Genomic DNA, 24,449 nt, shown 5'->3' with positions numbered 1-24,449 from the left:
GCGAGACACCGGCCGGCACGCCAGCCGCGACACCGGCCAGCACGCAAGCCACGACACCGACCGGCGCCCACGAACGACCCCGAAACGAGCCCCGTGCACCCCGTCCGCATCGACTCCCTCGACGACCCCCGCCTCGACGACTTCGCCCGTCTGACCGACGTGGCGCTCCGCCGGGTGAGCGAACCGGAGGGCGGCCTGTACATCGCCGAGTCGAACACGGTCATCGAGCGCGCGGTCCGTGCCGGGCACACCCCGCGGAGCATCCTGGTGCAGGAGAAGTGGCTCGACAGCGTGCTGCCCCTGGTCGCGGACCACGACGGTCCGGTCTTCGTGGGCCCGGACGCCCTGCTCGAGGAGCTCACCGGCTTCCGCATGCACCGTGGCGCGATCGCGGCGGTGCAGCGCCCCGAGCTGCCGACGGTGGCCGACGTGGTGCGGGACGCGAAGCTCGTCGTCGTGCTCGAGGACATCGTCGACCACACGAACGTCGGTGCCGTCTTCCGCAGCGTCGCCGGCCTGGGCGCGGACGCGGTCCTCGTGAGCCCGCGCTGCGCCGACCCGCTGTACCGCCGGAGCGTCCGGGTGAGCATGGGCACGGTCCTGCAGATCCCGTGGACCCGCATCGGCGAGTGGCCGGCGGCGGGCGAGGAACTGCGCGCGCAGGGCTTCCACCTCGCCGCGATGGCGCTCACCGACGAGTCGGTCGACCTCGCCGAGTTCACCCGGGACGTCCCCGGCAAGGTCGCGCTCGTCATGGGCACCGAGGGGCAGGGGCTGACGCCCGCCGCGATCGCGTCGGCGGACACCACGGTGCGGATCCCGATGGCGCACGGTGTCGACTCGCTCAACATCGCCGCGGCGAGCGCCGTGGGTCTGTGGGCGGTCACCCAGGCCCAGCGGCTCGCCTCCTAGGCACGCCACGGGCGGACCAGGAGGCGCGGCTCGCCTCAGCGCCGCAGCATCCGTCCGGCGCGGATCACCAGGGCACGGTCGGTGCCCGGTTCGCCGACCAGGCACACGCCGACGGGTGCGCCGTCCACGGTGAGGGCGGGAGCGCTGACCGCCGGCACGCCGCCGACGCTCGCGAGGCTCGTCATCGCCGTCGTCGCGGTCCGGGTGCGTTCGAGTGCCACCGTGTCGGCGGCGAGGAGCGGTGCCGGCCCGGGGACGGTCGGGAACAGCAGGGTCCGGTCGGCGAGGGCCGTGCGGATCGTGGCCCGGACGTCGTCGAGTCGCGCGACGGCGTCGGCGGTGGCTGCGGGGTCGTTCGCCCGGGCGGCGGCGAACCGGTCGCCGACGACGGTGCTCAGGGCGCCGGGGTGGGCGTCGATCCAGGCACCGTGGGCGGCGACGGCCTCGGCGGCCTGCACGAGGCGCAGCAGTTCGCGCAGGTCGTCGAGGGGCGGGATCCCGAGGTCGGCGAGCTGCACGGTGCCGATCGGTCGGCCGTGCCCGGCGACGAAGGCGGTGAAGGCCTCGGCGACGGCCGGCTCGACGAGGTCCAGGAGCTCGGCGGGTACGAGGAGTTCCGGCTCCGCAGGAGCGTCCGGATCCGACGGCACCGTGGCGTCGAGCGCCGCGAGCAGGACGTCGGCGCTCCGGGTGAGCCACCCCACCGTGTCGAACGACGGTGCGAGGGGGAGCAGCCCTTTGCGGGAGACCGTGCCGTGGGTCGTCCGGAGGCCCCAGAGTCCCTGGTACGAGGCGGGGACCCGCACCGATCCCGCGGTGTCCGTGCCGATCCCGATCTCAGCCGTGCCGAGACGGACGGCCGATGCGGATCCGCTGGACGAGCCTCCTGGCAGTCGGGTCGGGACCGCCCCGTTGGGTGGGGTGCCGTGGTGTTCGTTGCGTCCCGTCAGGTTGTAGGCGAACTCGTCGGTGCGCGCGATGCCGCGGACCGCGGCGCCGGCGTCGAGGAGCGCCGCGACGGCCGCTGCCGGCGTCGCCTGGACGGGGGACTCGCGCAGGTACGTCGGGTTGCCGCCGCCGACGGGCTGGCCGGGGACGGCGTAGAGGTCCTTCACCGCGACGGTGAGCCCGTCGAGCGGTCCGGACGCGGTGGGGGCGACGAGCGGGTCGCCGACGGCGCGCCAGACGGTGGTGTCGAAGGCCTTCGGGCGGCCGGTGACGTGGGCTGCCTCGATGCGCCAGCGCGGACCGGCGTCGTCGTGGTTGCTGTTGCTGTTGCTGTTGCTGTCGCGTCGCCACAGCTGCGTCTGGAGGCCCTGCCCGCCCGCCGCGAACTCGGACACCGACACGACGAGGGCGAGTCCCTCGGCCAGGGGGCGGACCTCGACGCGCGTCAGCGACCGGGCCTGGACCCCACCCCGTGCCCCGCGGAACGCGCTGATCGCGTCGTGCCCGACGAGCAGGCCGCGGTCGTCACCGCGCATCGTGCCGGGGGCGTCGACGAACGCGGCGTCGAGCGCGTCGAGGTCGTTCGCGGCGAGGGCGGCCTCGTACGCGTCGAGCGCGTCGAGCAAGCCCTCCGGTGCCGCGGTGCTCGTCTCGTGCGTGCTCGTCTCGTGCGCGCTCATCGTGCGGGCTCCTCGAAGTCGGCCTTGCGGATGCGGGCGTGCGCGCCGGTGACCAGGTCGACCACCTGCGAGATGTTGAAGTCCGTCGCCGCCGACAGGTAGGCGTACGCCAGGTGCGGCTCCATGCCCCAGCGGGCACCGAGGATCGCGACCGCGTGCCGGACACAGGCGCGGACGGCCTCGTCGAGGTCCGGGTCCATGCCCGTCGGCACGAGGAACTCGTGGGTCTCGACGAGCGGCCAGACCACGTCGCCGAACTGCTGCGCGGCCTCGGCGGCGGGTGTCACGTCGAACCGGACGGTCGCGCGGAGCGACGCCTCCATCGCGGTGAGCGCGACCTCGCCGTCCCCCTGCGCGAAGTGCGGGTCACCGACGTACGCGAGCGCCCCGGGGACCAGGACCGGCAGGTGCAGCTGCGCGCCGACCTGCAGCAGGTTCACGTCGACGTTGCCGCCGTGCCGGCCCGGCGGCACCGAGTGCAGCCGCTCGCCGGGGGTGGCGACGCCCATGATCCCGAGGAAGGGAGCGAGCGGGAAGTGCGCGAAGCGGTCGCGGGCGCCGGTCAGGGGGATGCGGCCCCGCTGACCCGCGGCCGTCTCGACAACGTCGGCGAAGACGCTGACCGTGGTGCCGTCGACCGGGTACTCGCCGTGCAGGGCACCGCGGCCGTGCCGGTTCGACACGACGCCGTAGTGCACCCGTGGCAGCGTCTCGAGCACCGTCATGGTCAGGACGTCGCCCGGCTCGGCGCCCGCGATGGCGATCGGACCGGAGACGACGTGCGGGCCGTCGGTGGCAGGGTCCCGGTGGCCGCTCCTGGCGATCGCGACGGCGTCGTCGAGCACGTGCTCCGCGGCGACGCCGTGCGACGCGAAGTACGCGCGGGGGTCACTGCCCTGGTCGGGCAGGATCCCCTCGTGGCTGACGGTGTCGATCGTGACGTCCTCACCGGACGCGATCGTGATGACCGGGCGGTCGTCGGCGTTCGGCAGCCGACCCCACAGGACCGTGTCCGGGTCGACGGGCAGGTAGCGGTCGGACCGGATCGGGCCGGCGCCGGGCTGCAGGGTCGGGATCGCGGGGGTGTGTGTGGTCATCATCGGTCGGCCTTCCGTTCGACGAGGTGGGCGACGTCGGCGAGGTGGGCGGTCATCGCGTCACGGGCGCCGTCCTCGTCGTGCCGTCGGATACAGTCGAGGATCCGTTCGTGCCAGACGAACGACGAGCGGCGACCTTCGCTGGTGCTGTGCGACCGGGCACGGACGTCCTGCACCCACCCGCTGCTGAGCTCGCACAGGGACACCAGCAGCGGGTTGCCGGAGGTGCGCGCGACCTGCACGTGGAAGGCGACGTCCTGTGCCAGCGACTCCTCGGGGCTGAGTCCCGCGTGCGTGGCGGCGAGGATGCGTTCGAGGGCGAGCAGGTCCGCTTCGCCGGCACGGACGGCGGCGAAACCGGCGACCCGGGGTTCGACCACCGTGCGGAACTCGGCGACGTGCTCGGCCCGTCGTGCCAGGTCGTCGCCGTGCGCTGCGCCCGACTGCTGTTCGAGCAGGGCGGTCGCCTCCTCGGAGCGCGGCAGCACGACGGTGCCACGGCCGGGTGTCCGGGAGACGAGTCGGCGGCGCTCGAGCTCCTGCATGGCCTCACGCACCGTGGTGCGGGACACGGCGAGGTCCTCGGCCAGGGTCCGTTCCGGCGGGAGCTTGTTGCCGGGTGCCAGGTCCTCGAGCACCAGGCGGGCCAGGTGCGCGGCGGTCGCGGCGCTCAGGGTGTGGCCTCTCTGCATGGACAGGAGCCTAGGGTCCGTTGGTCCGTTTGGTTCATTGGTACGACCAACTTTTACACGCTCGTCACACGTGGCGTCCGAGTCGGAAACACGGCGGGCGAAGGGTGGGTCACGTCCGAATCCATCCCGATCCGAGGAAGACCCCACCATGGACCTGATCCTGCGCACGGCCCGCCTGACCGACGGCCGCCTGGTCGACGTCCACGTCGCCGACGGCACGATCGTCCGGGTCGCCGAAGCGGGCACCGAGGTCGCCGAAGCGGGCACGGAGGTCGCCGAAGCGGGCACGGAGGTCGAGCCGACCGAGGCGGCGCACGTCGTGGACTGTGCCGGTCGCGTCGTGATCCCGGGGCTCATCGAGTCCCACCTGCACGTCGACAAGGCACTGCTCGACCGCGAACGACCGAACCCCGACGGCACCCTCGCCGGCGCGATCGCGGTGACGGGGGAGCTCAAACGCGGCTTCACCCACGACTCCGTCCGTGACCGCGCCCGGACCCTGCTCGACCAGGCGATCGCCAACGGCACGACACTCGTCCGGGCGCACCCCGACGTCGACCCCGTCGTCGGACTGACCGGCGTCGAGGTGCTCCTCGCCCTGCGCGACGAGTACCGCGACGCCCTGGACCTGCAGATCGTCGCGTTCCCACAGGAGGGGATCGCGAAGGCGCCGGGCACGCTCGCCCTGCTCCGCCAGGCGCTCGCCGCCGGGGCCGACGTGATCGGTGGCTGCACCTACAACGAGGCGACCCTGGCTGCATGCCACGAGCACATCGAGACCGTCCTCGACCTCGCCGAGGAGTTCGACGTGCCGGCCGACCTGCACGCCGACTTCGCCGACGACACGTCCGACCCGCGGTTCGCCCTCGCCGGGCACATCGCCGACCGTGTCGCCGCTCGCGGGCTGCGGGACCGGGTCGCCCTCGGACACGTGACCTCGCTCGCCAGTCTGCCCCCGGTCTCGCGCAGCGCCGTGCTCGCGAAACTCGCAGCAGCGGGTGTCGCGGTGGTGCCGCTGCCCGCCACGGACCTGCACCTCGGCGGTCGCTCGGACGACCGAGACGTCCGCCGAGGGGTCGTCCCGGTGCGCGAGCTCTGGGACGCCGGCGTCACGAGCGCCTACTCGTCGAACAACGTCCGCAACGCGTTCACGCCGTTCGGCAACGCGGACCTGCTCGACATCGGGTTGCTGCTCGCGCAGGTGGGGCACCTGTCCGGCCCGGCCGACCTCGGGCGCGTGCTCGAGATGGCCACGTCGTCCGCGGCCCGCGTCGTCGGGGTCTCCGAGACCCACGGCATCCGGCCCGGAGCCGCCGCCGACCTCGTCGTCCTGTCGACGACCGACCCCGCGGGCGTCCTGCTCGACCGCCCCGATCGGAACCTCGTGGCCAAGCGCGGCCGCGTCGTCGCGGAGACCACCAGGACCACCCGACTCACCACCGGGTCCACCACTCGATCGATGGAACTCACCCATGCGTGAACGGATCCCGCACGAGATCGTCGCCTCGGTCCTCGCCGGCACCACGGCGTTCATCGGCGGCAACGCGCTGCACCTGCCCACCTGGGCGATCTTCATCAGCTGGGCGGGGATGTTCCTGCTCGGGGCGAAGCCCACGCTCCGGAACGCCACCCGGCTCTGGGCGGCGATGCCGATCGGGTCCGCCTTCGGCCTCGTGATCGTGCTGCTCGACCAGCGGTTCGGCACCGTGCTCGGCGAGGGGCAGGCCGCGCAGAACACCGTGCTCGCGCTGCTGATCCTGGTCGTCAACTGCGCGCTGATGTACACGGGTCGGACGCGGCTGTTCGGGCTCGTGCCCGGCATGTTCCTCGGGTTCGCGTCCTTCTTCGCCACGTGCTTCGGCGGCTTCGGGTTCGATCCGGGCAACGCGTGGGCGGCATGGGCGTCGGTCGTCGTGATGAACGCACTCGGTCCGGTGTTCGCGTACCTGTCCCGGCGGCTGACGTTCGCGCGGCCGACCCAGCCCGGCGCGACGACGGACACGCCCACGACGACCCCCGCCGTCGAGCAGCCGGTCGCAGCCAGGGTCTAGGCACCGACCGGTACGCTCGGTTCCCGTGTCACGAGTCGTCCGTCGCCCCCGCTCCGCCGTCCGGAGGCCCGTGACGATCTCCGTCGTCGCGGTCCTGGTGCTCGTCGCCGGGTACCTCGTGGCCGCCGCCGTCGTGCCGTTCGGTCCGGCGAGCGCCGCGACCACCACGTACTCGGCCCCGACGTCGAGCGTGCCGGCGCTGAGCTTCCCCGGCTACGGCGCCACCGCGGTCGAGGCCACCGACTTCCCGGAGAGCCTGCGCACCAGCGGTGACACGAAGCCCCGGTCGATCGCGAGCATCACCAAGATCGTCACGGCGCTCGTGGTCCTCGACGAGAAGCCGATGGCGGCGGGGGAGTCCGGGCCCGCGATCACCTTCACGCCGAAGATGGAGTCGCTCTACGCCAAGTACGCGGCGATGAACGGCGAGGTCGCGCCGATGCCCGCCGGCCTGAAGCTCACCGAGCACCAGGCGTTCCAGGTGATGCTCATGAAGTCGGCGAACAACTACGCCGGCGCCCTCGCCATCTGGGCCTTCGGGTCGATCGCCGAGTACGAGCAGGCGGCGACGAAGTGGCTCGAGGAGCACGACCTCGACGACACCACGATCCACGAGCCGACCGGTCTCGACCCGCAGAACACCTCGACCGCGACCGACCTGGTCGACCTCGGGCAGCTCGCCCTCGCGAACCCGGTGGTCAAGGAGATCGTCGGCACCAAGGACGTCACGATCCCGACGGTCGGCGAGATCGAGAACTCGAACAAGCTGCTCGGCCTGGACGGCATCGAGGGCATCAAGACCGGCACCCTCGACGAGGCCGGCGCCTGCCTGCTGTTCGCGGCGACCTACGAGCGCGGCGGCCGCGACGTCACCGTCATCGGCGTGATGCTCGGCGGTGTCGACCACGACTCGCTCGACGTCGACGTGCAACGGCTGCTGCGGTCGGTCGCGGACAACTTCCAGGTCGTGCCCCTGACCCACGCCGGCCAGACCTTCGGCACGTTCTCCACCCCCTGGCAGGACGAAGCCGACGCGGTCACCGCGAAGGCGGCCGAGGTCCTGGTCTGGGGCAAGACGAAGGTCCGGGCGAAGGCGCACCTCGACGAGGTCACCCTCGGGACGAAGGGCGAGCGGGTCGGGAAGGTCCGCTTCACGGTCACGAACCACGACCCGGTGTCGGTGCCGCTCGTGCTCGAGCGGACGATCGACGACCCCGGCGTCTGGTGGCGCTGGACGAACCCGTTCCAGGGCTGACGGCGCTCGCGCGCTGACGCGCACCACCCGGAGTCCGTACTGTCGGACGGGTGACGACGACGAAGACGTTCCCCCGGACCACCCCCTCCGCCCTCGACATCGACGCCCGCGGTGTGCTCGCGTTCGTCGACGCCCTCGAGTCGACCCCCGGTGTCGAGCCGCACAGCCTGATGCTGCTCCGCCACGGCCAGGTCGTCGCCGAGGGGTGGTGGCAGCCGTACGCGGCCGACCGGGTGCACCTGCTCTACTCGCTCAGCAAGAGCTTCACCGCAGCGGCGGTCGGCATCGCGGTGCGCGAGGGACTGATCGACCTCGACGCGACCGCGCTGTCGTACTTCCCCGAGCTCGACGACGAGATCACGGACGAACGCAGCCGCCGCATCCGGGTCCGGCACCTGCTCGCGATGGCGAGCGGGCACCGCGAAGAAGCGCTCGATCGAGCACGCGCCGCCGACCCGACGAACCTCGTCCGCGGCTTCCTGCTCACGCCGCCGGACGAGGAGCCCGGCACCGTCTTCGCCTACAACCAGCCGTGCACGTACACGCTGGGCGCGATCGTCCGGCGGGTCAGCGGTGGTTCGCTGGTCGACTACCTGCGTCCACGTCTGCTCGACCCGCTCGGCATCGACGACCTCGCCTGGCGCCGCGACGAGACGGGCGCCGAGCTCGGCTTCAGCGGGTGCTACGCGCCGACCTCGGCGGTCGCCGCGCTCGGACAGCTGTACCTGCAGCGCGGTCTGTGGGACGGCGAGCGGATCCTCGACGAGGACTGGGTCGCGGCCGCCACGCGCAAGCAGATCGAGAACCCGGCCGAGGAGAACCCGGACTGGTCGCAGGGCTACGGCTTCCAGTTCTGGATGGCCCGCCACGGCTTCCGCGGCGACGGCGCCTACGGTCAGTTCTGCGTCGTCCTGCCGGAGCTCGACGTCGTCCTCGCGATCACGGGGCAGAGCCTCGACATGCAGGCGGTCCTCGACGCGGCCTGGCAGCACCTGCTGCCCGCCGTCGACCGTCCGTCCGACACGGGTGCGGACACCGCCCTGGAGGCACGGCTCACCTCCCTGGGACTGCCCGCGGTGAGTGGCGCCGCGGTCCCCGAGCACGTGGCCGGTCGTGCGCTCCGCGTGCTGCCCGGTGCGGCGCTCGACGCCGTGGGCTTCGACCGCGGGACCCACGGGATCCGGCTGACCGTGTCCGCCGACGGAGCGTCGGCGTCGGTGCCGGTCGGCGAGGGGGAGTGGGCCGTCGAGGGTGCTCTCGCAGCGAGCGCCGCGACCCAGCCGGACGGCGCCGTGCTCGTCGCGCTCCGTTTCGTGGAGACACCACACCTGTTGTGGCTCCGCGTCGACCTCGCTGCCGGCACGGTCGGCACGACGTGGGAGACCGAACCGCTGCACGACGGCGCGCTCACGCTGCACCGGCCCGCCGACTGACCTGCGCCGACCACAGGGTGCACGACCCGGTTCGCGCCCCCGTGCCGTCATCGCGCCCTGGGGAGTCGGGGCGCGATGATCGTGGTGGGGCGCGGTCGGGGAGGCGTTCGGACTCGGATGGCCCTCGTTCCGCTACGGGGTGTCGGACTTGTGCTCGACGACGTCCTGCAGCTCGGGGCGCTTGGCGGAGACACCGTCGCCCGACGAGGTGTGCTTGATGCGCCGGACGACCCACGGCACCAGGTACTCCTTCGCCCAGCCGAGGTCCTCGGCGCGGGCCTCACGCCACGGCCGCGCCTCGAGCGGTTCGGGGTTGAACGGCTCGAGGCCGTGCGGCACGCCGAGGGCGTCGAGCACCGCGGCGGCGATCGTGGCGTGCCCCGTGGGGGAGTGGTGCAGCCGGTCCGGTGCCCACATGCGCGGGTCGCGGAGCACCCGGAGCGCCCACATGTCCGCCACCAGTGCGCCGTGCTTCAGGGCGATCGCGTGCAGGTTCTCGTTGTAGATCGCCGTCTTGCCGCGCACCATGCCGAGCACCGGCGTCATGCCGACGTCGGGCCCGGTGAACAGGACCACGGTGGCGCCGTCGCTCCGCAGCCTGGACACCATGGCGTCCACCCGCTCGGCGAGTTCGTCCGGATCGGAGCCCGGCCGGATGATGTCGTTGCCCCCGGCGGAGACCGTGACCAGGTCCGGACGGAGCGCGAGCGCCGGTTCGACCTGCTCGTCGATGATCTGCTGCAGCAGCCGCCCGCGGATCGCCAGGTTGGCGTACGCGAAGTCGTCGGACCCGTGGGCGAGCATCTCGGCGACCCGGTCCGCCCAGCCCCGGTTCCCCCCGGGGACGGTGGGGTCGGGGTCGCCGATCCCCTCGGTGAACGAGTCACCGATCGCGACGTACCTGGACCACGGATGACGATCTGACACGCTCCGGACCATAGTCTCGTGCCATGACGAAGGCCAACACGGGCGCAGCCGCCGGCGCGGACGCCGGCACGGACGCAGCCGCCTGGACCGTGCCGGACGACCTGCTCGCCCGCATCGCCGAACGCGCCCCCGGGTACGACGCCGCGAACGCGTTCTGCGCCGAGGACCTCGAGGGACTCCGCGCCGCGGGCTACCTGCGCATCGGGGTGCCGGTGGCGCAGGGCGGCTTCGGGCTCGGACTCCGCGCCACGGCCGCCGTCCAGCGGACCCTCGCCCAGGCCGCGCCGGCGACGGCGCTCGGCCTGGGGATGCACCAGGTGTGGGTGCAGGCGGCGCGCGCCGTGACTGCGCGAGGTGCGTCGTTCCTCCAGGCCGTCACCGACCACGCGTCGGACGACCACCTGCTGGCGTTCGGGGTGAGCGAACCCGGCAACGACGCCGTCCTGTTCGACTCGTCGACGACGGCGGAGCCGGACGGCGACGGCGGCTACCGCTTCACCGGCACCAAGGTCTTCACCTCGCTCGCACCGGCGTGGGACGTCCTGAGCGTGTTCGGCAAGGACACCTCCGGCCCGGAACCGCGGCTGGTGCACGGCTTCGTGCTCCGGTCCGACGGCGACGTCGAGCACCTGGACGACTGGGACACCCTCGGCATGCGGGCCACGCAGAGCCGCACGACGAAGCTGCACGGCGTGCACGTCCCCGCCGACCGCATCGTGCGGTCGCTGCCGGTCGGGCCGAACCAGGACCCGCTCGTGTTCGGGGTCTTCGCGGCGTTCGAGCTGCTCATCGCCTCGGTGTACGTCGGGATCGCCGAACGTGCGATCACGCTGGCGGTGTCCGCCGTCGGACGTCGCGTCGCGGCCGACGGCTCGCTCCGGTCGCAGGACCCGGACGTCCGGCGTGCGATCGCGGACCTGCGCGGTGCCGTCGACGCGATCACCCTGCAGGTCGACGCGCTCGCCCGGTCGGTGGACGAACAGGACGACCTCGGCGCCCGGTGGTTCCCGCTGCTCGTCGGCACGAAGGCGCGGGCGGTGGACACCGCGCAGCACGTGGTGGACGAGGCCATGCGGGTGGTCGGGGGCTCGGCGTTCCGGTCCTCGAGCGAACTCGCCCGCCTGGCGCGCGACGTCCGGGCCGGCCAGTACCACCCGTCGTCGCGGGACTCGGCGGCGCGCACGCTCGCGGCGTCGGTGCTCGGCCCGCCCGCCTGACGCGGACGCGTGCGGCCTGGAGCGGTCGCGCGCCCGGCCCGGTGCGGTGCGGTGCGACGGTCGCACGGTGCAGAGCGCGTGAGTCCATGCGAGGTTGCCCGCCTCGTGCAGCCCTGTAGCGCCGCACGGAGCGATCAACCCGGCACGGATCGGCGACGGTAGCACGGTGCTCCGGGGCCAGGGCGACGGTCGCACGGTGCGGGACTTGTGAGCCCGTGCGAGGTTGCTCGCCTCGTGCGGCCCTGTAGCGCCGCACCGAGCGATCAACCTCGCACCGAGCGCCGAAGGCCGCACCGTGCGGCTGCCGACCGCACGACCGGATAGTTAGCATCCGGTACGATTGACCTCCCGAGCGCAGAGGAGGCGGCCGACTCGTGCCGAGGACCGACACCACGAACCGGACCCCTCCCCGTCGACGGACACGCTCCCGGCGGCTCGCCGACGCGGTCCTCGCGCTCGACCCCGGGCTCGTGAAGACCGACGGTGCCCTCCGCACCCTGGTCGCGGTGCCCGCCGGCATGGCCGTGGGGTACGCCGTCGCGACCGCGTTCGGCCTGCCCGCGATCCTGGGCGTGATGATCGGCGCGATGCCCGCGTTCATCACCTGCCTGGTCATCGTCGACCCGAGCACCGGCCGGACGGCTGCCCGCACCGGAGCCGTCCTCGTGCCGTTCGTCGTCGCCCTCGCCGGCAGCATCGCCCTGCAGCCGTTCCGGCTCCTCGAGCTCGTGCTCATCGTCGTGCTGCTGTTCCTGCAGTTCGCCGCGGCCGCGTGGGGCGCGTGGGCCGCCGACGCCGCGATCGTCGGGTTCGCCGGGTACCTGTGCGGGCTGCTCCTCCCGCTGCCCGAGACGAGTGTCGTGCCGCTCGGCCTCGTCGTGGCCGCTTCGCTCGCCGCGACGGTCCTGGTCCGCCTGGTGCTCCGACCGGACGCGCACCGTGCCCTGTTGCGTACCCGCCGTGGTTTCGTCGCCCGTGGCTCGGCCGTGCTCGAGGCCGCTGCCGCCGTCCTCGCCGCGGCGGACGACCCGGCCGCACGACGCCGCACCCTGCGCCGCCTCCGTCGCAGCCGCGACCGGTACCACGAGATCGCGTTGACGGTCGACGGGATGCTCGCCGCGAGCGGGGTGGACGCCGACACCACGGCCGAGGAGCTCCACCGGCTCGTGTTCGACACGCACTTCGCCGTCGACGAGCTCGGGCGCGGTGCCGGTGCCCTCGTCGAGCACGGCGCGCCGTCGGACGTCCGGCACGCCGCGCTCCGTGCCGTCACGATCGTCCTGCGCCACGGCGGCGGGCACGGCGAGGACGCCGCACAGACCCTGCTCGCCCGCTACGGCATCACGGCGTCCGCCGGCGACCCCGGCTCGCGCACGACGGCCGTCGTCCGTCGGATGGCCGCCGAGTTCACCGACCTGCAGGGCGCCGGGCTGCGGTGGCGCGAGCTCCGCGACGAACTGCCGCACCACGGCGACGGCGTCGCGTTGGCAGCGCCCTTCGTCACGCCCGTCGTCCTCGCCGGCGGCCGCCCGGCCGGGGCCGTGCCGGTGCTCGCCGACACCGTCGCCGACGGCCCCTGGCGCCGCTGGCGACTCTCCGTCTCGCTGCGCACCGCGGTGCACGCCGCGATCGCCGTCGCGATCGTCGAGCCCCTCGCGCTGCTGCTCGACGGCCCGCGGTTCTACTGGGGCGTGATCGGCGTGATGATCGTCCTCGCCGGCACGAACACCACGCACGAGCGGGTCCGCAAGGGCCTGCACCGTGCCGTCGGCACGGTCGTCGGCGGCGCCGTCGGCATCGTCCTCGTGCACGTCGTCGGCACGGCGCACCCCTGGTTCACGCTCGTGCTCGTCTGCGTCCTGCTCGCGGTCGGCACCTACGGCTTCGGCGGCGTCTACTCGGTCTGGGTCGCGTGCCTGGTCGTCGTCCTGTGCCAGGTGTACGCGTTCTCCGGCAGCTTCACCGACTCGCTCATCCCGATCCGCCTCGCCGAGAACCTGCTCGGCGCCGCGGTCGCCGTGCTCGTGAGCGCCGTCGTCTTCCCGATCGCCACCCGGGCCGTCATCCGACGGGCCGTGCGCCGGCAGCTGACCGCGGTCCGGGCGTTCGTGCTCGCGCTGGTCGGGGTCGACGCGGACGCCGAGGCGGACGCGACCGACGGTGCGGGCGCGATCCGCGCCTCCCGGTCGGCCGACACGGCCACCGACGCCGCCGCACCCGACCTGCGCGCACGATCGCGCGCCGTCGACGCAGCGACCTACCAACTGGACGCCGTCCTGCGCCCGATGGTGCGGTTCCCGACGGGCGGACCCGCCCGCGCGGACGCCAGGACCCGGACGTCCCTGCAGGCGGCGGCGACGTTCGCGCGCGAGGCGGCCGGGAGGCTCGGCTCGCCCCCGCAGGACCCGCCCGACGCCCTGGCCGGTGCCGCCCACCGCCTCGCCGCGTCGATCGCGGACCTGGCCGACGGCATCGTGGCCGGGCCCCGGTCCGCCGCGCCGGCGCCGGTCTGGGCGCGGGTCGGCGACCAACTCGACACGGCGGTGGGCGCGGCGGCGGGTGGTCCGGACCAGCAGACCGTCGAGGTCGCCGCGCACGCGCTGGGCCGCATCGACGAGGCGCTCGCGCTGCTGGCCGACCGGCACCGGGCGACCGTGCTCGGCGAGACCGCCACGCGTTCGGCGGCCACCGGCGCACGGTGAGCCCGGCGATGTCGGTGGTCCCTGGCATCATCTCGGTGTGAGCAAGCAGGACGGAAGCAACCGGCTCGTCTCCGACGCACCGGTGGACGACGTCTCGGCGACCGTGCTGCACGTCGACATGGACGCCTTCTTCGCCTCCGTCGAACTGCTCGACCGACCCGACCTGGTGGGTCTGCCGGTCATCGTCGGCCACGACTCCGACCGCTCCGTGGTCACCGCTGCCACCTACGAAGCCCGTCGGTACGGCGTCAACTCCGCCATGCCGATGGCCATCGCGAAGCGCCGCTGCCCGAACGCGATCATCGTCGAGCCGCACTTCGAGAAGTACCGCGACCAGTCCGCCGCGGTGATGGCGGTCTTCGACCGGTTCACGCCGCGGGTCGAACGGCTCGGCATCGACGAAGCGTTCCTCGACGTCGCCGGCGCGCTCCGGCTGTACGGCACGCCGTGGGAGATCGGACGGGCCATCCGGCGCACGGTCCACGCCGAGACGGGCCTGCACTGCTCGGTCGGCGCCGCGTCGACCAAGTTCGTGGCGAAGCTCGCATCGAGCCGGTCCAAGCCGGACGGGCTGCTCGTCGTGCCCGCGGCCGACACCATCGCGTTCCTGCACCCGCAGCCGGTCTCGGCGCTGTGGGGCGTGGGCGGCAAGACGCAGGAGACCCTCGAGCGCCGCGGCATCCGCACCGTCGGCGACCTGGCGAACACGCCCCTCGGGTCGCTCGTGTCCGCGCTCGGGCCGGCCGGTGGCCAGCGCCTGCACGACCTGTCCTGGGGGCGCGACCCACGCGTCGTCGACACCGGTGTGGGCGAGAAGTCCATCGGGCACGAGGTCACCTTCGGCCACGACCTGACCGAGCGGGACGACGTCGCGCGCGAGCTCCTGCGCCTCGCCGACAAGGTCGCCGTCCGCCTGCGCCACGCCGACGTGCAGGCCCGCACCGTCGCGCTCAAGGTCCGCTACACCGACTTCACCACACTGACCCGGTCGCGCACCCTCGCCGAGCCCACCGACGTCGCCAAGCGGCTGCACCGCGAAGCCGTCGAGCTGTACGACGTGCTGCACCGACCGGGCAACCGGATCCGGCTCATCGGGGTCCGCGGCGAGAACCTCGTGCCGGCCGCCGCGAGCAACGCGCTGTGGGACGACGACGCGCCGTGGCGCGAGACCGAGACCACGGTCGACGCGGTCGCCGCGCGCTTCGGCGCAGGCGTGCTGCGACCGGCATCCCTGGTCCGCCGGACCCCCGACGGCCACGTCCCGCACGCCAGGCAGGACTGACGGTGGCGGTAGAATCAGGTCCAGTGAGCGCAGCGGAGTACGAACAGCAGCAGCCCGCCACGCTGTGGGCCGAGTCGGGGGACGACCACACGTCGTCGACGTCGTCGTCGTCGGTGTCCGCGCAGTCATCGGCGCACGCCGACGCCGTGGCACGGGACGAAGCCGACGCGGCCGCCCTGGCCGAGGCAGCCGGCAACTCGGCCGTCCAGCACCTGTCGCCGGCGTTCCCGGACCGAGCCGCGTGGGGCACCGCGTCGAAGCTCCGCGCGTGGCAGGTCGAAGCCCTCACGAAGTACTTCGAGTCCGAGCCGCGTGACTTCCTGACGGCCGCGACGCCCGGCGCCGGCAAGACGACGTTCGCGCTCCGCCTGGCCACCGAGCTGCTGGCGCGCGGCACCGTCGACCGCATCGTGGTCGTCGCCCCCACCGAGCACCTGAAGCGGCAGTGGGCGGACTCCGCCGACCGCGTGGGCATCCGCATCGACCCGATGTTCAAGAACGGCGACGGCATGTTCGGCCGGCACTACCAGGGCGTCGCGATCACGTACGCCCAGGTCGGCATGAACCCCGAGGTACACAAGAAGATCACCGAGGGCGGGCGCACCCTGGTCGTCCTCGACGAGGTCCACCACGGCGGCGACGCGCTCACCTGGGGCGATGGCATCAGGGAAGCCTTCTCCGGTGCCACCCGACGGCTCTCGCTGTCCGGCACGCCGTTCCGGTCCGACACCGCGCCGATCCCGTTCGTCCAGTACGCCCCCGACGAGCAGGGCATCCGGACCTCGATCTCCGACTACAACTACGGCTACGGCCGGGCGCTCAAGGACGGCGTCGTCCGGCCGGTGCTGTTCATGGCGTACGCCGGCCAGATGCGCTGGAAGACCCGGATGGGCGACGAGATGTCGGCCTCCCTCGGCGAACAGGTCACGAAGGACATCACCGCGCAGGCCTGGCGCACCGCCCTGTCGCCCGAGGGTGAGTGGATGCCGGCCGTGCTGTCCGCCGCCGACAAGCGCCTGACCGAGGTGCGTCGTGGTGTGCCCGACGCCGGTGGTCTGGTCATCGCGACGGACACCACCACGGCTCGCGCCTACGCCCGGATCCTGCAGCAGATCACCGGGGAGCGGCCGACGGTCGTCCTGTCCGACGAAGCCGCCGGGTCCAGCCGGATCAGCGCGTTCGCCGACGACACCTCGCGGTGGATGGTCGCCGTGCGCATGGTGTCCGAGGGCGTCGACGTCCCGCGGCTCTGCGTCGGCGTGTACGCCACGAGCGCGAGCACCCCGCTGTTCTTCGCCCAGGTGATCGGCCGCTTCGTGCGTGCTCGGCGCCGTGGCGAGACCGCCTCGGTGTTCCTGCCGAGCGTGCCCGGACTGATGGCACTGGCGGCGACGCTCGAGCTCGAACGCGACCACGCCCTCGACCGTCCGAAGGACGCCGACGACGGCATGTACAACCCCGAAGACGCGATGGTGGCCGAGGCCAACAAGGAAGACCGCGCGTCCGAGAGCCTGCTCGAGGTCCAGCCGTTCGAGGCGCTCGACTCGCAGGCGTCGTTCGACCGCGTCCTCTACGACGGCGGCGAGTTCGGTACCGGCGGCGAGGTCGGGTCGCTCGAGGAACTCGACTTCATCGGCATCCCGGGGCTCCTCGAACCCGACCAGGTGCGCGACCTGCTCCGGGCGCGTCAGGCGACCCAGGCGAAGCGCTCCAAGGGCCGGGCGGTCAAGGACGGCCAACCGAAGGCTGCCGAGCCCGAGAACCGCCCGATGTACATGACCATCAAGGAGCAGCGGACCGAGCTCGCGCGCCTCGTGTCGATCTGGTCCCGGCACTCCAACGAGCCGCACGGCTCCATCCACGCCGAGCTCCGGCGCATCAGCGGTGGGCCGGCCGTGGCGCAGGCGAGCATCGAGCAGATCCAGAAGCGCATCGACGTCCTGCGCTCCCGCATCGGCGGGCGCCGGTGACGGGTCCGGTCCGGGCGGTCCGCCCGTGATCGAGTCCGTCGACGACCGCACCTGGTACGTCAAGCGCGACGCGGAGTCCTCCCCAGAGGCGATCATCGACCGGTTCGGTGGTGGGTACCGGTTGCGACGGTTCTCGCTGACCGAGTCCCGACGCACCGCGCACGGGGTCTACATGGGTCTCGACCTCGCTGAGACGGCCTGGTGGCGACTCCGAGAGCGCTGATTCGCTCAGGAAGTGCGGCGTTCATGACGTTGACGGCCCGTATCCGGTAGACCGGAGGAATGGCAGACTCGATCCCTCACGTCCTCGTCCTCGGCGGCGGCTCCGCTGGCTACAGCACCGTCAAGCAGCTGCAGAAGCACGCCGCGACCGTGCCCATGCGCATCACGCTCGTGGACCAGAACACCTACTACACGTACCTGCCGTTCCTGCCCGAGGTCGCCGGCGGCCACATAGCCCCGAAGGACGTGACCGTCGAGCTGCGCCGTGCGCTCCGCAAGACCCGCGTCATCCAGGGCAAGGTCACCGGCATCTCGTCGAAGGACAAGACCGTCTCGATCGCGACCGCCGGTGGCGACGACCGCACGCTCGGCTACGACCAGCTCGTCGTCGCGCTCGGCTCGGTCACCCGCACCTTCCCGACCCCCGGACTCGAGGAGTACGGCGTCGGCTTCAAGAGCGTGGAAGAGGCAGCCTACGTGCGCGCCAAGCTCCTCGACAACATCGCCAAGGCCGCTGCCACCCGTGACGAGGACGAGCGTCGTCGTCTGCTGACCAGCGTCTTCGTCGGCGGTGGCTACACCGGCGTCGAGGCGATCGGCGAGCTGTTCGACGTCTCGCAGGCCGCCATCAAGACCTACCCGTCGCTCGCGGGGGAGCAGCCCCGCTGGATCCTCATCGACGCGCTCGACCGTGTCGCGCCCGAGGTCGGCCCGGAGCTGTCCAAGTGGACGCTCGAGTCGCTCCGTGCCCGTGGCATCGACGTGCGCCTGAAGACCACCATGCCGAGCGCTGAGGGCGGTATCGTCAAGCTCTCCGACGGCGACGAGATCCCGACCGGACTGCTCGTCTGGACCGCCGGCGTGAAGCCGAACCCGCTGCTCGACGCCTCCGACCTGCCCCGCGGACCGAAGGGGCACCTCGCCGCCAACGCGAAGCTCCAGGTCGAGGCCGAGGACACGCACGAGGTCGTCCCCGGTGTCTGGGGTCTCGGCGACGTCGCGCAGGTGCCCGACCTGACCGCCGACAAGCAGCCGGCGTTCTACCCGCCGAACGCGCAGAACGCCGTCCGTCAGGCCGTCGTCGCGGCGGACAACGTCGTCGCGACGATCACCGGCAAGCCCCTCGAGGAGTACCGCCACCCCTCGATCGGCACGGTCGCCTCGTACGGTGTCGCGAAGGGTGCCGCGAACATCAAGGGCATCAAGATGACGAACCTGCTCGCCTGGCTCGCCCACCGCGCGTACCACGTGTACGCGATGCCGACGCTGAACCGTAAGGCGCGCATCGTCATCGGCTGGGTCACCGGTGCCGTCTCGGGCCGCGACGCGACCTCGCTCATCAAGGAGACGGACCCGCGCCGCAACTTCGTCGAGGCGTCGAAGAGCTAGACGCAACCACTTGACGGACGGGAGGCGCGGTGTCAGCTGGCACCGCGCCTCCCGTCCGTCCGTGCGTGCGCTGTCTTGCTCGCTGCCGGATGCGTGCGCATCTTCCGACGCTCCACTTGTCGATCGACGCGTGCTCCGTCGGAAGATGCGCACTCATCCAGTGCGTGTGCATGTTCCGACAGCACACGCGTCGTTCCCCTGGTGGTCTGTCGGAACTTGCTCACGCATCGGCCGTGAGCGCAGCGAACTGGCCGTGCCCCCACCCCTGGCCGTGAGCGCAGCGAACTGGCGGGCGGTGGCCGTGAGCGCAGCGAACTGGCCGAGGCGGTGACGCCCTGAGCGCAGCGATGGCGGCACTCGCCGGGAGACGCAACAGAAAATGCCCCCGGACCGAAAGGTCAGGGGGCACTGCATGTTTCTGTGTCCGAAGGGGGACTTGAACCCCCACGCCCTAATACGGGCACTAGCACCTCAAGCTAGCGCGTCTACCAATTCCGCCATCCGGACTGGATGTGTGGCGATTTCCCCGGGTTTCCCCGGCGTCCCTGCCGAGAGAAAACACTAGCACGGGTCTGAACGCCCGATGAACACGGCCGCGCATCCCGGGCGCGTCCAGAGGGCTGGGTTCCGGGCGCGTCCCGCGGCGTCACCGGGCCGGGGTGCGTCGGTGCGGACCGATACCGTGGTGGCATGACGAACCCGGATCCGACCGTGACCGAGCTCGAGGCCACCGCGGCGATCGCGCGCGACCTCATCCGCATCGACACCACGAACTGGGGCGAGGGGAAGTCGCGCGGCGAGACCGAGGCGGCGCACTACGTCGAGGACAAGTTGCGCGGGCTGGGCCTCGAGCCGCAGTTGTTCGAGTCCGAGCCGGATCGCGTCAGTGTCGTCGCGCGGGTGCCCGGCCGCGATCGTGACAAGCCGGCTCTCGTGGTGCACGGGCACCTCGACGTCGTTCCGGCCGATCCGGCGAACTGGTCGGTCGACCCCTTCGGCGGCGTCGTCAAGGACGGCTCGCTGTGGGGGCGGGGCGCCGTCGACATGAAGAACATGGACGCGATGATGCTCACGTCGCTGTCGGACGTCATCGCGGCGCAGGGGGCTCCCGAGCGCGACTTGGTGATCGCGTACTTCGCCGACGAGGAAGCCGGGGGAGTCCTCGGCTCGCACCACGTCGTCGAGCACCACCCCGAGGTCTTCGCCGGGGCCAGCGCCGCCATCAGCGAGGTGGGCGGGTACTCGATCACCCTCGGCGACCGTCGCGCCTACCTGCTGCAGACGGGCGAGAAGGCGCTGATGTGGATCAAGCTCGTCGCCCGCGGCACGGCTGCGCACGGTTCGCACGTCATCCGCGACAACGCCGTGACGAAGCTCGCCGCGGCGGTCGCCCGGATCGGCAGCGAGGAGTGGCCGGTGCGCCTGTCGGCGACGACGGACGCGATGGTCGCCGAGGTCGCTCGGTTCCTGGGCGTCGACCCGACCGTGACGGGCCCGGACGAGGTCGCGCTCGCCACCGGTTCGGCCTCGCGGTTCATCCACGCCGCACTGCACACCACGACGAACCCGACGGTCCTGACCGCGGGCTACAAGCACAACGTGATCCCGGACACGGCCGAGGCGCTCGTCGACATCCGCTGCCTTCCCGGCGACGAAGAGACGGTGCTGGCCCGTGTGCGGGAGCTCGCCGGCGACGAGGTCGAGGTCGTGATGTCCTTCCGCGACATCGGTCTTGAGCAGGACTTCGGCGGACCGCTCGTCGACGCCGTCCGCGACGTCCTCGGCCGCCACGACCCGGGCGCCCCGGTGCTGCCGTACCTGCTGTCCGGCGGCACGGACAACAAGGCGCTGTCGACGCTCGGGATCGCCGGGTACGGCTTCGTGCCGCTGCAGCTGCCCGCGGGGGTGGACTTCCCGGCGATGTTCCACGGTGTCGACGAGCGGGTGCCGCTCGACTCGCTGGCCTTCGGTCGGCGTGTTCTCGGGGACCTCCTGGCCACGTACTGATATTGTTCATGGTCGCCTGCGTGGCGGTGTCCTGACCGACCTCCCCCGAAAGGCCCGTGCGTGCACATCCTCGAGGCGATCTTCCTCGGCTTCGTCCAGGGGCTCACCGAGTTCCTGCCGGTGTCCTCCAGCGCGCACCTGCGCATCGTCGGGCTGTTCCTGCCCGACGCGAAGGACCCGGGCGCGGCCTTCACCGCGGTGACGCAGCTCGGCACCGAGACCGCGGTGCTCATCTACTTCTGGAAGGACATCACCCGGATCATCGGGCGGTGGTTCCGCTCCGTGTTCCGGCGCGACGTCCCGAAGGGCGACCCCGACGTGCGTCTCGGGTGGCTCGTGATCCTCGGCACCATCCCGATCGGCATCGCGGGGCTCCTGCTGAAGGACTCCATCGAGACCACGTTCCGCTCGCTCTGGATCGTCGCGATCGTGCTCATCGTCTTCGGCATCGTGCTCGGGGTGCTCGACGTCGTCGGCCGCAAGGAGCGTCGGATCGAACACATGACCTTCGGTGGCGGCATCCTGATCGGGCTCGCGCAGGTGCTCGCACTCGTCCCCGGGGTCTCCCGCTCCGGTGCGACCGTGTCGATGGGGCTCGCGCTCGGTTACACGCGGCCGGCCGCGGCGCGGTTCGCGTTCCTGCTGGCCGTCCCCGCGGTGTTCCTGTCCGGGCTGTACGAGGCCGCGACGAGCCTCGGTGACCACGGAGCGCCGTTCGGACTCGCCGACACGCTCATCGCGACGGTGGTGGCGTTCGTCGTCGGGTTCGTGGTGATCGCGGCGTTCATGAACTACATCAGCAAGCGCAGCTTCATGCCGTTCGTCGTGTACCGCATCGCACTCGGTATCGTTCTCATCGTGTTGTTGTCGCTCGGAGTGATCCAGCCGTGAGGGCCTGGCAGGCCCCGTCCGTCCCCGACGTCCCCGGCGCAGCGCCGCGGCCCGTCGTGCACGACACCGCCACCGGCAAGCCGGTCGACCCGACGCAGGGCGAGGAGCGCGCTGCGCTGTACGTCTGCGGGATCACCCCGTACGACGCCACCCACCTCGGGCACGCGGCGACCTACCTGGCGTTCGACACGCTCGGCCGCGCGTGGCGCGACGCCGGCCTCGACGTCGAGTACGCGCAGAACGTCACCGACGTCGACGACCCGCTGCTCGAGCGCGCCACCCGCGACGGCGTCGACTGGCGCGAGCTCGCCGCGTCGCAGATCGACCTGTTCCGTCGCGACATGGAGTCGCTGCGGATCCTGCCGCCCGACGACTTCGTGGCCGTCACCGACGAGGTCGACCGCGTCGCCGAGGCCGTTGCGTTCCTGCAGGAGACCGGCTCCGCCTACGAGGTCCCCACCCCGGACGCCGAGGGCGACGACCTGTACTTCGACGTGAACCACCCCACCGACGCGTGGTCGCTCGGCGACGAGAGCGGCCTGGACCGCGAGACCATGCTCACGCTCGCTGCCGAGCGCGGCGGCGACCCGGAGCGACCCGGCAAGCGCGACCCGCTCGACCCGCTGCTCTGGCGTGCGGCCCGCGACGGTGAGCCGAGCTGGGACTCCGAGATCGGCCCCGGCCGGCCGGGCTGGCACATCGAGTGCAGCGTCATCGCCGGCGACCGCCTCGGCCTGCCGATCAGCGTGCAGGGTGGTGGCAGTGACCTCGTCTTCCCGCACCACGAGATGAGCGCAGGACACGCAGCGGCCCTGGCGCACCAGCCCCTGGCGCATGCGTTCGTGCACACCGGGATGATCGCCTACCAGGGCACGAAGATCTCGAAGTCGCTCGGCAACCTCGTCACCGTGCGGGGGCTGCTCGACGACGGCGCGGACCCCCGCGCGATCCGGCTCGCGCTGCTGTCGCACAAGTACTCCGACGACTGGGAGTGGTTCGACGCCGAGCTCACGAGTGCCACGACGCGCCTGGCGACCTGGGACGCCTGGGCATCGGGCACGTCCGCCGGGCACGCCGACGACGCGGCCGACGTGGCGTCCCGGATCCGGGCGCGGGTCTCCGACGACCTCGACACGCCGGGTGCGGTCGCCGCGGTCGACACTGCGATCGCCGGGGGCACGGCGTGCACACCGGAGCTCGCCGACCTGATCGACGCGCTGCTCGGCATCCGTCTGGCCTGACCCCGGGAGGGGTTGGGGCTGGGGCTGCCGGGGCTCGGGCCGGGACCTGGCGCTGAGGCACGCCCGGCCGGGTTCGCCGAGGTTCCACAACACGCCGCGTGCGTGCCGCCTGGGTTCCACAGACTGCCGCGTGCGTGCCGCCTGGGTTCCACAGACTGCCGCGTGCGGCCCCGAGGTTCCGAAATCTCGGAACCTCAGGGGGACGGGCCGCGCGCGCCGGCCCCGGTCGGCCGAGGTTCCACAACACGCCGCGTGCGTGCCGCCTGGGTTCCACGGACTGCCGCGTGCGGCCCCGAGGTTCCGAGATCTCGGAACCTCGGTGGGACCGGCCGGGCGCGTTGGGCGCGACTCGGCGACGGACGGGAGGCCCGTGGCGGGCTGGCACCGTGCCTCCCGTCCGGCGACCGGTTGCGAACACGCCGCATGGCCGGCCGTGCGCAGAAAGCGGCGACACGCCGCGCGCGTACCGGCGAGGTTCCACGGATCGCCGCGTGGGGCCGTGAGACGCCGAGATTTCGGAACCTCGGCGAACAGGACGCGCGAGCCGCGCCGCGCCCGCGCCGCCCTACTGCTGGGGCGGCTGCGGGGGCCGCCAGGGCCCCTCGCCACCAGCGGTGCCGCCGTCCTTGCCGTCCTTGTGCTCGCGGCGCCGCAGGTACTGCTCGAACTCCTGCGCGATCGCGTCGCCCGAGGCCTCGGGAGAGTCGACGGTGTCGCGGGCCTGCTCGAGCTGCCCGATGTACGAGGCCATGTCCTCGTCGTCGGCGGCGAGGGCGTCGATGCCGTCCTCCCACTCGGTGGCGTCGTCGAGCAGGGTGCCACGGGGCACGGTGACGTCGGTGAGCTCCTCGATCTTGTCGAGCAACGAGAGGGTGGCCTTGGGCGACGGCGAGTTGTGCACGTAGTGCGGGACCGAGGCCCAGAGCGACAGCGTGGTCAGCCCGGCCTTGTCCATCGCGTCGGCCAGGACGCCGAGGATGCCGGTCGGACCCTCGTACGAGGACTTGTCGACGTCGAACGCGGTGCGGACGCCTGCGTTCTCGCTCGAGACGAAGACCGAGATCGGTCGGGTGTGCGGCACGTCGGCCAGCATCGCGCCGACGAAGACGACGGCGTCGATCGAGTACACGTCGGCGAGGTCGATGATCTCGGCGCAGAAGCCGCGCCAGGTGCGCGAGGGCTCCGGACCGACGAGCACGAACACGTCGCGGTCGGTCGGGGAGCCGGTGGCGCCGATGACCGGACGGCCCTCGGCCCCGGGGCCGTGCAGCACGATGCGGGGCCACTGCACCCCTCGGGCTCCGGTCTCGTCGGACCCCATGGTCGGACGGTTGAACTGGTAGTCGACGTACCGCTCCCCGTCGAGCTCGCGCAGCTCGTCGAGCCCGAGGGACTCGACGATGCGTCGGGCGAGTCCGCTCGCGGCTTCGCCGGCGTCGTTCCAGCCCTCGAAGGCGACGACGAGCAGCCGGCCGTCGCTGAAGGGGGAGTGCTGTGGCACGGAGCGGACCTCCTGGTGGTGGAGCGGAGCGG

The 24,449-nt window shown here is 72.4% G+C and carries 19 protein-coding genes and 1 tRNA gene; 14 read left to right on the top strand and 6 right to left on the bottom strand.

The features are described from left to right. Positions 1 to 93: 93 nt before the first annotated feature. A complete protein-coding gene (locus tag HQQ88_RS03090; protein ID WP_131847417.1) occupies positions 94 to 912 on the top strand; it encodes an RNA methyltransferase in 819 nt (272 codons plus the stop codon). A gap of 35 nt (positions 913 to 947) precedes the next feature. Here the strand turns inward: HQQ88_RS03090 and HQQ88_RS03085 are convergent, their stop codons facing one another. The 3 genes from HQQ88_RS03085 to HQQ88_RS03075 are packed head-to-tail and all read right to left on the bottom strand — an operon-like array spanning position 948 to position 4,329. Continuing rightward, the gene (locus HQQ88_RS03085; RefSeq protein ID WP_173168599.1) at positions 948 to 2,540 is read right to left on the bottom strand and encodes an AtzH-like domain-containing protein; all 1,593 of its coding nucleotides are present in this window, start codon (positions 2,538 to 2,540) and stop codon (positions 948 to 950) included. Next, on the bottom strand, positions 2,537 to 3,637 hold the full coding sequence (locus HQQ88_RS03080) for an acetamidase/formamidase family protein (protein ID WP_173168598.1): 1,101 nt from the start codon (positions 3,635 to 3,637) through the stop codon (positions 2,537 to 2,539). The genes HQQ88_RS03085 and HQQ88_RS03080 overlap by 4 nt, the downstream gene beginning before the upstream one ends. Then, positions 3,637 to 4,329: a FadR/GntR family transcriptional regulator gene (locus tag HQQ88_RS03075; RefSeq protein WP_173168597.1), complete on the bottom strand. Its 693-nt coding sequence runs from the start codon at positions 4,327 to 4,329 to the stop codon at positions 3,637 to 3,639. The genes HQQ88_RS03080 and HQQ88_RS03075 overlap by 1 nt, the downstream gene beginning before the upstream one ends. Before the next feature lie 148 nt (positions 4,330 to 4,477). Between HQQ88_RS03075 and HQQ88_RS03070 the strand changes: the two genes are divergently transcribed. The 4 genes from HQQ88_RS03070 to HQQ88_RS03055 are packed head-to-tail and all read left to right on the top strand — an operon-like array spanning position 4,478 to position 9,068. Continuing rightward, a complete protein-coding gene (locus HQQ88_RS03070) occupies positions 4,478 to 5,809 on the top strand; it encodes an amidohydrolase family protein (protein WP_173168596.1) in 1,332 nt (443 codons plus the stop codon). Then, entirely contained in the window at positions 5,802 to 6,380 is a 579-nt protein-coding gene (locus HQQ88_RS03065; protein ID WP_235035823.1) for a DUF1097 domain-containing protein, read from the top strand. The genes HQQ88_RS03070 and HQQ88_RS03065 overlap by 8 nt, the downstream gene beginning before the upstream one ends. A gap of 25 nt (positions 6,381 to 6,405) precedes the next feature. Then, positions 6,406 to 7,635: a D-alanyl-D-alanine carboxypeptidase family protein gene (locus HQQ88_RS03060; protein ID WP_123294391.1), complete on the top strand. Its 1,230-nt coding sequence runs from the start codon at positions 6,406 to 6,408 to the stop codon at positions 7,633 to 7,635. Between the two features lie 50 nt (positions 7,636 to 7,685). Then, positions 7,686 to 9,068, top strand: a complete 1,383-nt coding sequence (locus HQQ88_RS03055) for a serine hydrolase domain-containing protein (protein WP_173168595.1) — start codon at positions 7,686 to 7,688, stop codon at positions 9,066 to 9,068. A gap of 132 nt (positions 9,069 to 9,200) precedes the next feature. On the opposite strand, the gene HQQ88_RS03050 is transcribed toward HQQ88_RS03055, so the two are convergent. Then, complete coding sequence (locus HQQ88_RS03050; protein ID WP_173168594.1) at positions 9,201 to 9,995, bottom strand: SGNH/GDSL hydrolase family protein; 795 nt, start codon at positions 9,993 to 9,995, stop codon at positions 9,201 to 9,203. A gap of 23 nt (positions 9,996 to 10,018) precedes the next feature. Here HQQ88_RS03050 and HQQ88_RS03045 point away from each other — a divergent pair, with 23 nt between their 5' ends. The 6 genes from HQQ88_RS03045 (at position 10,019) to HQQ88_RS03020 (ending at position 18,777) form a co-directional block, all read left to right on the top strand. After that, entirely contained in the window at positions 10,019 to 11,212 is a 1,194-nt protein-coding gene (locus HQQ88_RS03045; protein ID WP_173168593.1) for an acyl-CoA dehydrogenase family protein, read from the top strand. Positions 11,213 to 11,586: 374 nt separating this feature from the next. Next, positions 11,587 to 13,914, top strand: coding sequence for an FUSC family protein (locus HQQ88_RS20065; RefSeq protein WP_173168592.1), 2,328 nt, complete (start codon positions 11,587 to 11,589; stop codon positions 13,912 to 13,914). Positions 13,915 to 13,951: 37 nt separating this feature from the next. Next, positions 13,952 to 15,196 (top strand): DNA polymerase IV, encoded by a 1,245-nt coding sequence (gene dinB / locus HQQ88_RS03035; protein ID WP_111083991.1) that lies wholly within the window; start codon positions 13,952 to 13,954, stop codon positions 15,194 to 15,196. 176 nt (positions 15,197 to 15,372) lie between these two features. Next, positions 15,373 to 17,166, top strand: a complete 1,794-nt coding sequence (locus HQQ88_RS03030) for a DEAD/DEAH box helicase (protein ID WP_123294459.1) — start codon at positions 15,373 to 15,375, stop codon at positions 17,164 to 17,166. 25 nt (positions 17,167 to 17,191) lie between these two features. Beyond that, complete coding sequence (locus tag HQQ88_RS03025; protein WP_123294394.1) at positions 17,192 to 17,389, top strand: hypothetical protein; 198 nt, start codon at positions 17,192 to 17,194, stop codon at positions 17,387 to 17,389. 59 nt (positions 17,390 to 17,448) lie between these two features. Continuing rightward, on the top strand, positions 17,449 to 18,777 hold the full coding sequence (locus HQQ88_RS03020) for an NAD(P)/FAD-dependent oxidoreductase (RefSeq protein ID WP_111083993.1): 1,329 nt from the start codon (positions 17,449 to 17,451) through the stop codon (positions 18,775 to 18,777). A 421-nt stretch (positions 18,778 to 19,198) separates the two neighbouring features. On the opposite strand, the gene HQQ88_RS03015 is transcribed toward HQQ88_RS03020, so the two are convergent. Then, a tRNA-Leu gene (locus tag HQQ88_RS03015) sits at positions 19,199 to 19,284 on the bottom strand. Between the two features lie 183 nt (positions 19,285 to 19,467). On the opposite strand from HQQ88_RS03015, the gene HQQ88_RS03010 reads away from it, so the two are divergent. The 3 genes from HQQ88_RS03010 to mshC are packed head-to-tail and all read left to right on the top strand — an operon-like array spanning position 19,468 to position 22,916. Beyond that, entirely contained in the window at positions 19,468 to 20,784 is a 1,317-nt protein-coding gene (locus tag HQQ88_RS03010) for a M20/M25/M40 family metallo-hydrolase (RefSeq protein ID WP_173168591.1), read from the top strand. Positions 20,785 to 20,844: 60 nt separating this feature from the next. Beyond that, positions 20,845 to 21,675, top strand: a complete 831-nt coding sequence (locus tag HQQ88_RS03005; protein WP_111083996.1) for an undecaprenyl-diphosphate phosphatase — start codon at positions 20,845 to 20,847, stop codon at positions 21,673 to 21,675. Then, positions 21,672 to 22,916, top strand: coding sequence for a cysteine--1-D-myo-inosityl 2-amino-2-deoxy-alpha-D-glucopyranoside ligase (gene mshC / locus HQQ88_RS03000; protein ID WP_173168590.1), 1,245 nt, complete (start codon positions 21,672 to 21,674; stop codon positions 22,914 to 22,916). Before HQQ88_RS03005 ends, mshC begins: the two co-directional genes overlap by 4 nt. Before the next feature lie 565 nt (positions 22,917 to 23,481). On the opposite strand, the gene HQQ88_RS02995 is transcribed toward mshC, so the two are convergent. Next, positions 23,482 to 24,417: a proteasome assembly chaperone family protein gene (locus HQQ88_RS02995; protein ID WP_123312593.1), complete on the bottom strand. Its 936-nt coding sequence runs from the start codon at positions 24,415 to 24,417 to the stop codon at positions 23,482 to 23,484. Positions 24,418 to 24,449: the final 32 nt, after the last annotated feature.

The organism is Curtobacterium sp. VKM Ac-2861, from assembly GCF_013204965.1.
GTDB lineage: Bacteria > Actinomycetota > Actinomycetes > Actinomycetales > Microbacteriaceae > Curtobacterium.
This window is presented reverse-complemented; position numbering and strand designations above follow the sequence as displayed.